This is a genomic window from Rhizobium sp. AN6A (assembly GCF_900215635.1).
GTDB classification, from domain to species: Bacteria; Pseudomonadota; Alphaproteobacteria; order Rhizobiales; family Rhizobiaceae; genus Agrobacterium; species Agrobacterium tumefaciens.
On the sequence record NZ_OCNC01000001.1, the window covers coordinates 1 to 14,495 of the forward strand.

Here is a 14,495-nt window from a genome sequence, read left to right on the forward strand (position 1 = left end):
ACGTAACTTTTCAAACCCGACACAGTAACGCTGCAGAAAATCGACGTCGTGCAGTTCTTCCATGAGAAGAGTATGGGCGATCGCTAACATCATCGCGGTGTCGGTATTCGGCCTGAGTGGCACCCACTCAGACTCGACACCCTCTGGACCGTCGTCACGAACCGGTGAGATATTGACAAACCGGACGCCGCTCGCCCGGGCGTTTTTCATGGCTGACAGCACTTCGTGCCGGCCAAGTCCGCCGGCCTGAACCTGTGCGTTACGCTTTGGGATGCCGCCGAAGCAAACGACCAACCGTCCCTCGTTGGCGATGCCGTCCCAGGTCGAATGACTGCCTGTGAGGCCGTTCATGCTGCCGATGATATGCGGGAGCAAAACTTCGCCGGCAGCATACGAGTAGGAATTGACGGAACCGGTATAGCCCCCGATCGTATTCAGGAACCGATGTAGCTGGCCCTGTGCGTGATGAAAGCGCCCAGCACTCGCCCAGCCGTAAGAACCCCCGTAGATGGCGCCGTTGCCGTGCTCGTCGCACACACGCTGCAGCTCGCCCGCCACCAGATCGAGCGCTTCATCCCATTCGAGTTCCACGAACGGGTCCGCGCCGCGGCGGCCTGCCGCACGTGATCCCTTTCGCTCCAGCCATTCCCGGCGAAATGAAGGTTTGCTAACCCGAAGCGGTCCATCTACCGCGCCAACAAAGGATTGCCCGATCGGCGACGGGTCTGGATCCCCAGCCCAGGGCTCTACAGCCTTCAGACAACCGTTCTCGGTCTCAACCAAATAGGTTCCCCAATGGGTCGCCGTCAGTTGACTGTTCGACGTGGGAGTGGTCACCGAACGCTCCCTTGCAACTGTTCGGCGATGCCGATGCCTGCCTGCCGAGCCTTCGTGCGTGCTGTTTCGTATCCGGCGCTTGCGTGACGAAGCACGCCATGCCGGTATCATTGTCCATCACCCGTGCCAGGCGGCTGGCGGCGTCCTGCGTGCCTGTTGCGATAGTGGTCACGCCCGCCGACTGTGCCCAGTTGCCCATTCCGTGCAGGGCCACGAGATCGGCGCCAGATGCGCAATTGAGCAATGCGTTCAAGATCGGCCAGTCCGATATGGCGTCCGAGCCATCGGCCATGTTTTCCGTCTCGCGATGCGGCAAGGTTGCTGAGCCTGAATCAAGATGGTCACGCGTAAACGCAATCGGACCCTTCAAAGCACCCTTTGCGACCAGATCATTGACGGCGAGTGCCAGCTGTTTGCGTTCCCCAAGACCAAGCCAGCCTATGCGAGCCGGTAGCCCGGTGAACTGGACGTGATCGCGGGCGGTGCGGATCCAGCTCGATATGCGATGGTCTGACGGGAACATCTGCAGGATCAGATCGTCGATCGCGTGGATGTCCCCCGGCTCGCCGGATGCGGCGATCCAGCGAAATGGCCCAATCCCCTCGCAAAACAGCGGGCGGATGAAAAGTTCGATGAAGGACCCAAAGCCGAATGCCTCTTCCAGTCCGCCCTGTTTCGCATATTTTCGCAGATTGTTGCCGTATTCGAAGACCAGAGATCCGCGCTCCTTCAGCCTCAGCATCGCTTTGACGTGCATGGCAAGGGTCGCGCTGGACTGCTGCTTCAGGGAGTCGGGATTGGATTGGCGTAGGTCCGCGGCCTGATTGGTGCTCATGCCGGATGGCACATAGCCGGCGACGGGATCAGCGATGGTCTGGTCGGTGACGATATCCGGCGTGATCTCCCTCGTGACCAATTCCGACAGGACGTCGGCAATGTTTCCCACGAGGCCCACGGACAGGCCCTCGCCGGCACTGCGCGCCTCGTCACACCATGCGAGTGCCTCGTCGAGGCTGTAGGTCAGTCGCTGGCAATATCCGGTGTCGACGCGACGTTGAATGCGCCTCGCATCGACCTCGACGACGAGCGTGGCCGCGCCTGCGAGTTGCCCCGCGAGCGGCTGCGCGCCGCTCATCCCTCCGCATCCTCCCGTGACGATCAGCCGGCCTTTGAGCGAACCGTCGAAATGAAGGCGGGCAGCGGTCATGAATGTTTCATAGGTCCCTGAAGGATGCCCTGGCTGCCGATATACTGCCATGCTGCAGCGGTCATGCCTGGCATGATCGTCAAACCCTTGCGCTCAAGGGCGCGGAAGTCGTCGTCTCCTGCCCAGCCGCCCACCACGTTTCCGTTGGCCATCAAGACGAGCGGTGTCGTTCCTTGCGAGGGGAACAGGCCGACAGGGCGACCCGATTGCATGATCAGTGTCTGGTCCTCCTCCAGACGTTTCAGCGCCGCAACCGCTTGGTCGAAGCTCTCCCAGTCGCGCGCGGCTTTTGCCCAGGACATGTAGATCACGAGGTCGGCCGGGTTCTCGGCGTTCTCCAGATTGTTCTCCAACAGGCGCAGGATGGTTTCCTGCCGCCAGCCCTTGCACCGCAGGTCTGGACCGCGCATCGCTTGAAAGCTGCGTTCACTTTTCATTGGAGTTCCTTGCATTGTGTCTGCTGCTGACGCGATTGATTGAAAGCTTGGTCGGCGTCGACGCGCAGCAGTGTTTCCAGAAGGATTGCCGCACCGTTGGCGCATTGCTGGGCCGGGGTCCACTCCTCGGGGCAGTGGCTGCGACCTTCCCGGCTGGGAACGAAGACCATTGCTATAGGCGCCACCTGCGCGACGAAGGAAGAATCGTGCCCTGCCCCGCTTGCCATCGACAGCGTCGACAATCCCAGATCAGATGCGGCCATACGCATATGATCGCGCAGGCGCTGGTCACAGTGGGCCGGCAACGAATCCGACAATTGACGAAACACCGCTCGTTCGACCTTTGCTGTGGTCGCCGCATGCAGGCTCGCTTTGTCGATCGTCGCGACAAATTCGGAAAGTTGCGCTGCGTCCTCAGCCCGGGCCTCGACAATCAGGCGAGCGAGCCGTGGTACGACATTGGCTGCGTTAGGCTCTACTTGGATTGCTCCTGTCGTTGCTATGAAATAGCCCCTCCCCGCTGCTGCGAACTGCTCACCGGATGAGCGAACCGAACTGATGGTCGATGCCGCTGCCACCAGCGCGTCGCGCCTCAGGTCGAACGGCGTTGCTCCGGCATGATCCGCGGCCCCGAGAAACTCGATCTCCAGACGAACGATACCGACAATACTGGAAACGATGCCCAGGTCGGTGCCACTGCTTTCGAGAACGCGTCCCTGTTCGATGTGAAGTTCGAGAAAGGCTGCGAGATCCGAGCGTCGAGCCAGGAACAATTTGTCAGGCTGTCCGCCGATCCGAGCTATTGCCTGCCCCAGCGTCTCACCCTGCGAATTCTCAAACGGAAGGAAATGCTCCGGCAGGTGTCCCGACAGCGCCCTGCTGCCGACGCACGAGAGGGCCGTATTCACTCGGCTCCTCGGCCAGAAAGTCGATTATTTCGATCGGGTGACGCGTATGGATATTACGTTCGCGCAGGGTGCGGATGACCTCCAGTCCAGCGAGCACGCCGAGAATGCCCGTCAAATCGACCTCCGGATGGCACTGTATCCGAATGCGAGCCAATCGCGATCGGGCGGAAGATCCGGCTCGCTCCCCTCCAGACGGCCGATCAGATTCGCGGCGGTGTCGTAAGACACGCTCATCCCAGCTTCGCGGAAGCGATTTTCGATCCAAGACCGTCCCTCCAGAAAGCAGGAGCTGAACGAACGGCGCGTATAGGGGCGACCCGGCTCCGTTATATCGGCAAGGGTCATCAGGTCCTGCCAGAGCCGATCCGCATTGACAGCCGAATTGGAAGTTGGATCACGGACAGTCATTGTTGGCCTCCGGCGACCAGCGCTTCGTAAGCAGGCAGCGCCTCGAAGCGAGCAATCCACGCTTGGACATTCGGCCAGGTCGACAGGTCAAACCCACCTTCGGGCGACAGACGGATGTAAGGGTAGAGAGCAAAATCCGCAGCACTCAGACCATGATCATGAAGCCATTGATGTTCGCCGAGTGCCCTTTCGACCGGCGCCAGGGCCGCTGCGACGATGCCGTGATAGTGCGAGATCACTCGGCTTGCGCATCCGTCTGGCCGGTCATCGCATAGAACCGTGGATACGCCAGAAAACGGCCTAGATCGGCCTGCTCGTAGAACAGCCATGCGGTGACGGCGGCGCGCCCCTTCGGGTCCTGCGGAAGGAGATCCGTTCCTTCTGAGAAATGCAGCAGGATCGCGCCGGATTCGCTCAGATGCGTTCCGTCCGGCAGCCCGACGACGGGGACGCGTTGAAAACGACTGAGCTTCTCAAAATCGGCACTCTTATGCGTGCCCTCCGCGAGATTCATCGTCACCCGTTTGAACGGGAGACCCAGGTGACGTAGGAGCAGGCGAACCTTCCAGGCGTTGCCGGAAAGCTTGCTATCGTAAAGCGTGATCATTATTCGGAGACTTCACTATTCGTTTCAAGGTAGGAAAACAGATCGACACCGAGGGCTTCCTCGACCTCCGCAAAAACGCTTGGATCGAGGGCGCCCTTGCCCAACGGGAAACCTGAGCGATTGGCGACGACGATGGAAACCTCAGCACCTTCCGGAAGCTGGGCAATGGCGATCGGATCACCCGTAACCGGGTCGAGCGATCCGATCATGTCGGGAAACGTCGCGACCCGCTGGCCATCGCGATCCGCGGTCATGAATTCATTGTAGATCCCAAGAACAATTTCGCGTGCGCCATCCGATATCACCAGCCGCCCGACGTCGAAGCCATTGCGGTAAACCACGCTGTTCTCGAGCACGGTACCGGTAACCAGAACGTCGCCCTTCATGAAATCGGCGGCGGCGCGGATCCGAGCGCTGCCAGGCGCTGCTTCCAGCATAGCTTTGCCAAGGTCGACCTGGAAACTGATTGCGCCCAGGGCAGCATTCGCAGCCACGAATGAGGTTTCGTATGGCCCTCGGGCAGAGGCGACCAGCCCGCCGCTGATGATGGCGGCGTGGCGCATCACTTGCGAGGTCTTGACCAAATTGCCTTGCGCGATCACCGAGATTTTCGAGCCGGTTTCCGTGTAGCCGGCCTGGGCGACCTGATACAGAAACGCATCCGACTTGGATGCCAATCCCATGCCACCCATCTGGACAGTCGGGTGACCGCGTCCGTTGGCTGCTGCATCGATATATGGAATATCGAGAGCGGCTGCGACGAGCCAGCCATTGAAGCCCGGGACATGGCCGCAAATGACCCCGTCCGGCTTTTTCCCGAGCCTTTCGATGAGAGACCGGGCGGCATCGACATGATCGCGCAAAACAAGTTCCGGCTTGGCAAATCCAGGAGCACCGACCGAAGTGGAGATAAGGACGTAGCCATCTGGATCCAGCGCATCGACGGAGACCAGGGAGATGTCGCCATAGCCAAGCGCGACTTCCGCCGCAAGGTCATGCCGCTCCAGCGAGCGGGCCACACCGCTGCCGCCTGCGGAAAGCAGGAGACCCCCAATCATTGCAGGCTCAACGTCTTGCCGCGTCAGCTTCCGTTTCATTTCAAACCTCTTTGGCGGGTTTCAGGCGGGTTTTTCCCGGCCCATGCGGGTGCCCCGAGATGGGACGACAGGTCCTGTGCTTCCGCGACCAGCCGATCGCCTGTGCGCGCAATGAAGGTCTCATCGACGCGGTAGCTGGGGCTGGTGACACTTAGGGCGGCAATGATCTGGGCGTCCGCGCCATAAACGGGTACAGCCACAGCGGTTACGTCCGGTTCGAGCGTCGTGGTCCGGAGGGAAAAACCGTCCGCGTTCACCCTGCCGGCAATCGCATCGCCTATCGCCGTTCCATCAAGCGGGACAGATCGGCCGATCCAGTTGTCGTGACGCACGGAGTGGCGGCTTGCCACCTGGCGAAGATACAGAACCTGCCCGTCATTGGTGGGAATTGCCAGATTGGCCGATTCCCCAGTCACACTGGCCAGACGCTCCAGATATTCCTCGGCGACATCGTAAAGCTCCACCCCATGCAGTGCGACGACACCGATCCGCAGCAACCGTCCGCCTGGCATGTAGCGGCCATCGGCAAGCCGACGTATAAACCGGGAGGCTTCGAGTGTTCCGAGCAACCGCGAAACGGTGCTTAGCGGAAGATCGACGGCACGCGCGGCTTCCGTAAGCGTAATGGTCTTCTGTTCAGCGCTGAAGCATCCGAGAAGATCGAATGCACGCTCGACGGACCTGACCGTCGCACGGTCCTGACTCCCGCCATCCCGCTTGGTCGTTTCCGTTTTTTTTTCATCGTCCATGGGGGTCTCCTACTACGCCCTGGGGACTGAACTGCCGCTTGCTTCGGCGGTGTCGAGCCCGAGATAGGTTCCAAAGAAATTTTCCGTCCCGCGAATCTCCGCCGGCGTACCAGCACCGACGACTCGCCCTGAGGAGAGGACAACGACCTGGTCGGCGATATCAAGTGCGCGATCCGTGTTTTGCTCGACCAGAACGATCGCCAGCCCTTCGGACTTCAAACGGGAAATGGTCTCCAGGCAAAGGTCGATCATCTTAGGCATCAGGCCGAGCGACAATTCGTCGACCAAGAGCACTTTCGGCGATGTCATCAGGGCGCGCCCGATGGCCAGCATCTGTTGCTCGCCCCCGGACATCAGGCCTGCTGTCTGGCTCCGTCTTTCCGCAAGACGTGGAAAGAGACTGTAAACCCGCTCACGGAGCTTGCGCGCCTGCGCGCGACTCTGCGAATATCCGCCGACGGTCAAATTGTCCTCGACGCTGAGGTCATTGAAGAGCCGGCGGCCTTCCGGAACGACGGACATGCCGAGAAAGGGACGGTGTTGCGCGGGCCTTCCGGTTATGTCCTCGTCATCAAGCCTGATCGTGCCGGCGCTCACCCGCACATGGCCCATGGCGGCCATGATGGTCGATGTTTTCCCCGCTCCATTGGAACCGAGAATGGCGAGAATTTCTCCCTTGCCGACGGTAAAGCTGACCTCGGCAGCAGCGATGACCGCGCCGTAACCACATGTGAGATTGTCGATCGTCAACATTGTCAGTGCCCTCCGAGATAGGCGGAGCGAACGTCTGGCCGTGCCATCACGTCGGCGGGCTCGCCAACCGCCATGAGGCGTCCCTGATCGAGGACGGCCAGCCGCCCGACGATCCGCATCACCTCGGCAAGCCGATGCTCCACGAGCACGATTGTCAGGCCGTCACGGTTCAGGCCGATGATCAAATCTCCAAGCGTCGTGGCCTCGCTTTGATTGAGCCCTGCCAGAGGCTCGTCGAGCAGGAGGATATCCGGATCGAGAGCCAGTGCACGGGCCACTTCGAGACGCTTCAACTGCCCCAAAGGCAAGAGACCTGCGGCTTTGTGAGCGACATCCGCAAGACCGACGCTGCCAAGGAGGTGCATGGCCCGCTGGGACGACGACGCCCGGTCGCGGTGAAGCAGGCTGCTGACGGGCGATCGAGTCATCCTGTGGCCGGCAGCCAGCATGACGTTCTCGACGGTCGTCATCGACCGAAACGGTCTGACGATTTGGTGCGTCATTGCGAGGCCCGCGCGTGCGCGCCTGTCGACCTGCGCGCGCGTCACATCCTTGCCGTTCAGTACAATCGTGCCGGACATCGGCTGCACGATGCCGGTCAGCAACCGCAGGAATGTTGTCTTGCCTGCGCCGTTCGGTCCGATCAGTCCAAGGAGCTCACCCTTTTCGACCGCTAGCCCGACGGCCTGCACGGCCTTTATTCCGCCGAACGAAATGCTGACGCCCTTGGCTTCCAGTATCGCCGTCATGCTGCGGCCCTCCTGTGCAGGGACCGACCGGCTTTTGCCAGGCTTGCCGTGACAAGACCAGCAAGTCCAGCCGGGCTGAACCGCATGACGAGCACCAGCATGACGCCGAAAATCAGTTGCCTGTAATCTCCGGCGAAACGGAAAGCTTCAGGAAAAAGCGTCAGCAGCACCGCACCGGCAAGGACGCCCCAGACCGACCCGATGCCGCCGATGACGACCATGGCGAGGATCGAGACCGACACAAGAAAACTGAAGGCATCAGGCGTAATGAATCGTGCGTAGTAGCAATACAAACCACCGGCCAATCCCGAGAGCGCGCTGGCGATAAAGAACGCGGCCAGCTTGAAAGCGGGAACCGGTATGGCGATGGCGCGCGCCGCGTGTTCGTCCTCGGCAATCGAGATGAAGGCGAATCCCAGCCAACTCGATTTGATGTAGATGCAAAGCGCAACCGTCGCGAGAACGAGTGCGACGATCAAAGCCACGAAACCGTATTGGCCGAGACCGTGGGCCGGAATGCCCGCGAGGCCCACCTCTCCCCCCAGGAACGCGTTCTTGCGCACGATCCCGAGAAAGAGAAAATTGACAGCAATCGTCGTCACGGCGAGGAAGTCGTGTCTGACGCGCAACGACACCAGCCCGATCACCACGCCGCAAATACCAACAAACAGCGTCACCACGGGAAGAACCGCCCAGAGGGGCCAGCCGGCAAGTGCCAGAAGCGCCGTTGAATAGGCCCCGATACCGTAGAAGGCCGCTTGACCGAGGCTGATCTGACCGCAGAATCCCGCGATGACATTCAGTCCCATCGCAAGGATGACATTGATCCCGATCAGAGGAACCAAACTGACGAGATAACCGCTCATGCCGCTGCCCTCCGGACAAGACCTTCGGGGCGAAGCATCAATGCGGCGATGAGGCAAATGGCAGCAATGGCGTCCCGATCAAGGACATGCGTTAGGAAAACCGTTCCGAACGATTCAGCGACGCCCAGCAGCAGACCGCCGACCAGAGCTCCCGGCATGCTGCCAAGTCCTCCGAGAACGATGATGGCGAGCGCCTTGTAGCTGACGACCATGCCCATATCGGGCTCGACATAATTGTTGAGAAGAGCGATCAGCGCCCCTGCGATACCGGCGAAAGCCGAACCGATGGCGAAGTTGAGATAATGAACCCGGGGAATGTCGATGCCGAACGTCGCCGCCATCTGAGGATTTGCAAGCGTCGCGCGCCATGCAACGCCGGTTCGGGTCAGGCCAACGAACAGTCCGAAGCCGATGAGGATCACCGCCGCACTCACGAGCATCACCAGTTGCAGGATGCCGATCGTGAGATTGCCAATGCCGACTGTCATATACAGATAGGGGTTGTCGTTGAACGAAAGTCCGAGATTTCCGAACACGATCCTGAAAGCATCCTCGCACAGGATCAGCAGTCCCACCGAGGCGACCAGTGGTACGAGCGGAGGGCGCGAGAGCAACGGTGCGTAAATCACCTTGTAGATCAGCATGCCCGTCAAAGAGCACACCAGGATCGCTGTCGGAACGCCGAACCAAAGCGATCCGGTAAGGTTGGTGATGACGACACTGACATAAGCGCCGAGGGTGAAAACAGCGGCATGCGCGATATGTAGAATCCGCATCAGCCCGTAAATCAGGGTGAGGCCGAGGGCCATGAGCGCGTACATGCTGCCATAGACCAGGCCCTGGGTGGCCAGCTCGATATAATACATGGCTTGCTCCCGAGGGGCGTTGAGAGAGGGTTGAAGCGTCCTGCGGCGATGCAATCAGTTCGCGATGTCGGTCACGAAGACGAATTTTCCTTTCTTAACTTCGATCACAGGCGTCGGAAGCTGCGCCTCGCGCTCGGGGCTAAAGGCGGCCAGTGCCCCGTAGAAATGCGGAAAATCCTTCGTCGATTGCAGAGCGTTCCGAACTTTCGAGGGATCGGTCGAATTTGCGCGCTTGGAGGCATCGTTCAAAAGCATGAAGGCTGAATAGACAGCAGCAGCCACAGACGGTGATTCAGCACCTTTCGCTTTCAGCGCTTCCATCAGATGCTGAAAGCTCGCATCCTGATTGTCACGGTTGAGCCCATTGATCACATAGACGCCTTCGGCTGCCTGACCGGCGATGGAGATCAGACTGTCGGAATCGAATCCCTGCGTGCCGATAATTGGCGCGGTTATACCGGCGGCACGGAGCTGGATCGCTAGCGGCCCTCCGTGGAAGAAATAACCGGCCACGAAGATGGCGTCGGGGTTGTCGCGCTTGACGCTTGCAACGATGGAGCCGAACTGACGGTCCTTCATTCCGAATGTATAGGTGTTGATCAGATCGAGATCGAGGTCCTGCACCGCCTGCTGAAACCCGCCGATCGCCGTCTGCCCGTAGTCGTTGTCGACGATGATGGCCGTGACTTTTTTCAGCTTGAGATTTTCGGCGATGAAATGTGCAGCCGACGTTGCCTGTTGCGGACCGAGTTTGAACGGACGAAAAACCTGATCGCCTGCCTGGGTGATTGCAGGATGCGTCGCATAAGCCGCGATGTAAGGTATGCCGCCCTCCTGGAAAATCGTTGCGGCTGCACGGGTCGGCTCGGAATAGCTCCCCGAAATCGCGAACGAGACTCCGTCCTGATTAATAAGCTTGTTGGCAATAGCAATTGATTGTTGCGGCTGAGCCTGGTCGTCGTAGCTGATGAGCTCGACTTTCTCTCCAGCGATACCGCCGGCTTTGTTGAGATCTTCGACAGCCAGTTCTGCGGCGATCTGCGCCGAAGCACCATCTGCAGCCGCAAAGCCCGTGGTGGGTGCATGAAATCCGATTCTGACGTCGGCGTGAACTGGCCAACTGCCAGCAATGAATGCTGCACTGCTCATAAAAGCAACACTTAGGAACCGATGCATGGATGCCCCCTTCAATAAGATCGCAAAACAAAACTTCCGCCTAGTGGATGTTACTACCATCTAGCGAGAACCGAGTCAATAATTGACCACACTCTTGCTATGCTTGTTTTTTGGGCGAAGAATTGGGCCGTTCGTTACAGAAGGCCAATCTCAGGGGTACAGATAACGCGGCTGCCAACATGCTGACCGGCAAAAGCGGACAACAGGCTCTCTGGATTGGGTGGCAGCGACACGCTCAATGGCGGCACCGGCTTTTCTTGCCGCTGTCAGACAAACAATAGTGCCCACCTCTTGATCCAATACAGAATTTCCCAGACCTGCGTGAGCAGTCCCAGGATAGGCTTGGCGTCACAATGTTCGGGCAGCGCCCAAGAGTGCTGCTGTTCCCATGGTGGCAGTGCATGACTTTTTGCTCGTACTAACGAAATCATCTCAGCAGGTGAAAGTTTCTCTGGCGACGATCGATCCACCCTTACTTCCGCTATAGGACGTGTTGGCCGCTTCTGATGCGGGAAATACGACGAGCCTCGCAATGACCAACGCCGCGCGGAACCATCTTTGTTGGACGGGAGGTTTAATTTCGGCGCTCGCAAGAATGTAGCCTTCGTCCCTTGAGGAAACCTTTTGCAGCAGCAATCGCTTCATCCAGGCTCGGACTACTTCGAGCCAGGCATTCAAGGCATGGAAATGGGGTGCGCTAGCCCCTGGCTTGACCAGCCGGCTGCCGGACTGCCTTGGGCCTGGGTGATGTGCGCCTGCACGGATCGCAAATAGGCCAGTTCGTCGTCTGGATCCCTGGCGGCCAGCGCGTCCGAATTGGAGCGTCTGTGGGGAACGATCGCGGCACCGATCGGGCAAGTAAATTCCACCTTGATGGGTTTGATCGAATCGAGCCGACGCTTGACTCCAAGCCATTCTAAAGTCGCCCCGGATTGTATCTTGTGGCCGTCAGCCGCTCAGACACAGCACAGGACTTGGAGTCGCGATACCCTGCGTCGCGCAACGTGGCCCTTATAGGCCCATCCCTGAGAGCCCAGCTCCTGCCCGCAGCGCGACCGATGCTGCTTGTGTGTTCGTCAACACGACGCACGTCCTGTGCTCAGGCAGAAGACTTTGAAGCCAGGGCCAGAACGGTCGGAGTTCGCGCCACAGTGCTGCCGGTCGCCAAGAGCCATTCCGCCATTAACGAAGATCTCGGCAAACCAGGAAGCTACACTGTGGCGGTCGATCGGTTTGTCCAGGGGGTGGTCCAATAGGCTCAGCGCGACGGTTTCAGATGGATGGCTCAGCATGGGCTGCCTTCGGACGCACCCGTCGCGTGCCTGGCGGGCGCCCTTGCCACGACAATCAGAAACACCCGGTAACAGTCGGGGTTCACATTTGTGATTAACCGTTGATCAGCGGGAAACCAACACGGAGCCCTCTACCATCGTCGTGCGCACACAGAACTCCTGATCGTGCAATCGGAACGCGATGATCTCCAGCATCGCGGCCGTGCCGGATCGCGGCCGTGCAGTGGGCCGCTCATCAAAAGTCCTCCCACGTTTCCTTGACGGCGGCATTGCCAGAAAATGCCTTGGCCACCTTGCCGGCCAGTTTCCTGACGGGTGACTGCACCGGGCGATGGGCAGGGCTCGCGGCCATCACGGATGCGGTGTGACGAAGCGCGCCACCAAGCTGGAACTGCGAGATCAGTTCGCGCAGCTTTCCGCTCTCGTTGGCAAGCGTCGCGCCGGCTGCACTCGTCTCCTCGACCATTGCCGCGTTCTGCTGGGTCACCTGGTCCATCTGATTGACGGCCGTGTTGACCTCGGCCAGACCAACGGACTGCTCCCTGGCCGATGTGGCAATCGATTCCATGTGCTGGTTGACAGTGACAATGTAGCCCTCGATGGTTTTCAGCGCCTCGCCTGTGTCGCTGACCAGTTTGACACCGCTCTGCACTTCGATCGAGGAGTTTCGGATCAGATCCTTGATCTCCTTGGCCGCACGGGCCGAGCGCTGGGCAAGCTCGCGGACCTCCTGAGCGACGACGGCAAAACCTTTGCCTGCCTCGCCCGCCCTTGCAGCCTCGACGCCTGCGTTGAGCGCCAGAAGGTTGGTCTGGAAGGCGATCTCGTCAATGACACCGATGATGTTGGAGACCTGGTTGGAGGAGGCCTCGATCTTCTGCATGGCATCGACGGCATTGGCGACGACCCGGCCCGATTGGGTCGCACTCTCATTGGCCTGCACCGCGACCTTGCGGGCTTCTTCGGCACGCTTGGACGAGTTGGTCACATTGACGGTGATCTGGTCGAGTGCGGCCGCTGTTTCTTCCAGCGCTGCGGCCTGCTGTTCCGTCCGCTTGGACAGATCGTCAGCGCTGGCGCTGACCTCACGGCTGCCTGTATCGATCCCACCTGTCGCCTCGGCTACGGCCCGCAGGGTTTCCGACAACTGCGAAACGGCGGCGTTGAAGTCGGCGCGCAGCGTCTCGAAGTCCGCTGCGAACGGCTCGGCCAATTGGAACGTCAGGTCGCCACCCGCCAGATGCTTCAAGCCTTCGCCCAGACCGGCTGTGGCCTGCGCCATCTCCTCGGCTCGGGCACGGTCAGCTTTAGCCTGGCGTAGGCGCTCTTCTTCTGAAAGGCTCCGGTTGGCTGCGGCGTCCTGCTCGAGCTTAATGTTGGCGACTGCGTTGTCCCGGAACACGGCAACCGCCTTCGCCATCTGCCCGACCTCGTCCTTGCGGTCTTGGGCATCCACCGGTGATTCGGTATCGCCCGAAGCGAGTGATGTCATCCGTTCGCGCAAACTGGCGATCGGTGCAGTGATACCGCGCGACGAAACGAACAGCGCTGCCGCAATGCCAAAAGCGAAAGCAATCGCGATCGTCAGAAGGCAGTAAAAAATTGTCTGCGCTGTTGTGTCGCCGAGCAGAATTCTGCCGGATTCGACGTCTTTTCTGAGCCCTCCCAGCCAATCCCTCAAATCGTCCGCGAGGGGAAGAATAAGCATATCCGCCTTGGCGAGCACTTTCATGGCTTCGTCGTCATGATCCGCGCTTCCAAGCTGAACGGCTTGATCGGTAAGTGCAATAATGCTGCTTGCGCGGGCTGCGAGAGGGTCAATCTCGCTCACCCTATTGGGAAGCTCAGCCTTTACGTCAGCAAATCGACCTTGAAGTTGGGATACGCTCGCCTTGTAGAACTCGCGAGCTCGCTCAAGCTCAGGGGTTCCTTGCGAGTAGGCGAGGGTCTGATAGGCGCCGTATGCGACCGCGGCGAGGTTCCTGTTGGCCCTTGCCATATCCACCGCTGCGCTGGCTTCCTTGGTAATAAAGTTTGAATAGGCTATATCGGCCTTTTGGAAACGGTCTGATAGAATCAGGGATGCGGCGATGCCAACGGCGCATATAGGTAAGATTAGCGACAATATTTTAGTACGTATTTTGGCGTTCTCTAAAAACGACATATTCCCTCGCGATGATTGAAATCACGAGCGGCACGACGAGGTCTGCCTACACTGAAACCGCTATCGGAAACGGCCCGGTCTCCTCCCGTGCCAATCGGCGTCGCCAACAATTTTGGATGGCGATCCTTGCAACACATCCGATCAGCTAAACATCATACGGCGATGCGCTCGGTATGGATGGACGAAAATGACAGAGGACGTCGCCCGTCATGGCGACCCTGATACCTGTTCTGACCCAAACAGGGTGCAGCGGTTTAGTTTATTTAGCGTAAATTAAAGCATATGTTTTGCGCCCTGCCTCGGCACGACTCCCATGGAGGCGATGACTGCAAAGAACGTTCGACGCTCGGCGTAGGAAGAACTGCCAGATTGGCGTTTT

13 protein-coding genes and 1 pseudogene are annotated in these 14,495 nt (G+C 59.5%); all 14 read right to left on the minus strand.

The genetic code is table 11. The features are described 5' to 3' along the window. Positions 1–837 (minus strand): molybdopterin-dependent oxidoreductase (locus CRO62_RS00005; protein ID WP_179784404.1); only part of this gene is annotated, 837 nt, incomplete at its 3' end. Beyond that, positions 834–2,496, minus strand: a pseudogene (locus CRO62_RS00010) (urocanate hydratase). The gene CRO62_RS00005 and the pseudogene CRO62_RS00010, both read right to left, overlap by 4 nt. Then, complete coding sequence (locus CRO62_RS00015) at positions 2,478–3,389, minus strand: hydantoinase/carbamoylase family amidase (RefSeq protein WP_323455400.1); 912 nt, start codon at positions 3,387–3,389, stop codon at positions 2,478–2,480. Before CRO62_RS00015 ends, CRO62_RS00010 begins: the two are co-directional and overlap by 19 nt. Positions 3,390–3,500: 111 nt before the next feature. Beyond that, on the minus strand, positions 3,501–3,797 hold the full coding sequence (locus CRO62_RS27380; protein WP_323455401.1) for a hypothetical protein: 297 nt from the start codon (positions 3,795–3,797) through the stop codon (positions 3,501–3,503). Then, positions 3,794–4,036, minus strand: a complete 243-nt coding sequence (locus CRO62_RS00020; protein WP_179784405.1) for a glutathione binding-like protein — start codon at positions 4,034–4,036, stop codon at positions 3,794–3,796. Before CRO62_RS00020 ends, CRO62_RS27380 begins: the two co-directional genes overlap by 4 nt. Then, a complete protein-coding gene (locus tag CRO62_RS00025) occupies positions 4,033–4,404 on the minus strand; it encodes a glutathione S-transferase family protein (protein WP_097098615.1) in 372 nt (123 codons plus the stop codon). The genes CRO62_RS00020 and CRO62_RS00025 overlap by 4 nt, the downstream gene beginning before the upstream one ends. Then, the gene (locus tag CRO62_RS00030) at positions 4,404–5,501 is read right to left on the minus strand and encodes a DUF917 family protein (protein WP_097098618.1); all 1,098 of its coding nucleotides are present in this window, start codon (positions 5,499–5,501) and stop codon (positions 4,404–4,406) included. The genes CRO62_RS00025 and CRO62_RS00030 overlap by 1 nt, the downstream gene beginning before the upstream one ends. Beyond that, on the minus strand, positions 5,498–6,250 hold the full coding sequence (locus CRO62_RS00035; protein ID WP_097098620.1) for an IclR family transcriptional regulator: 753 nt from the start codon (positions 6,248–6,250) through the stop codon (positions 5,498–5,500). Before CRO62_RS00035 ends, CRO62_RS00030 begins: the two co-directional genes overlap by 4 nt. A gap of 12 nt (positions 6,251–6,262) precedes the next feature. Beyond that, positions 6,263–7,003: an ABC transporter ATP-binding protein gene (locus CRO62_RS00040; protein WP_097098622.1), complete on the minus strand. Its 741-nt coding sequence runs from the start codon at positions 7,001–7,003 to the stop codon at positions 6,263–6,265. Between the two features lie 2 nt (positions 7,004–7,005). Continuing rightward, a complete protein-coding gene (locus CRO62_RS00045) occupies positions 7,006–7,752 on the minus strand; it encodes an ABC transporter ATP-binding protein (protein WP_097098625.1) in 747 nt (248 codons plus the stop codon). Further along, entirely contained in the window at positions 7,749–8,618 is an 870-nt protein-coding gene (locus CRO62_RS00050) for a branched-chain amino acid ABC transporter permease (protein ID WP_038497140.1), read from the minus strand. The genes CRO62_RS00045 and CRO62_RS00050 overlap by 4 nt, the downstream gene beginning before the upstream one ends. After that, positions 8,615–9,484 carry a branched-chain amino acid ABC transporter permease gene (locus CRO62_RS00055; RefSeq protein ID WP_097098627.1) on the minus strand — a complete coding sequence of 290 codons (870 nt, stop codon included), beginning with the start codon at positions 9,482–9,484 and terminating at the stop codon, positions 8,615–8,617. Before CRO62_RS00055 ends, CRO62_RS00050 begins: the two co-directional genes overlap by 4 nt. A gap of 54 nt (positions 9,485–9,538) precedes the next feature. After that, positions 9,539–10,660, minus strand: coding sequence for an ABC transporter substrate-binding protein (locus tag CRO62_RS00060; protein WP_179784407.1), 1,122 nt, complete (start codon positions 10,658–10,660; stop codon positions 9,539–9,541). Positions 10,661–12,187: 1,527 nt separating this feature from the next. Further along, entirely contained in the window at positions 12,188–14,116 is a 1,929-nt protein-coding gene (locus CRO62_RS00070; protein WP_097098632.1) for a methyl-accepting chemotaxis protein, read from the minus strand. Between the last annotated feature and the right edge of the window lie 379 nt (positions 14,117–14,495).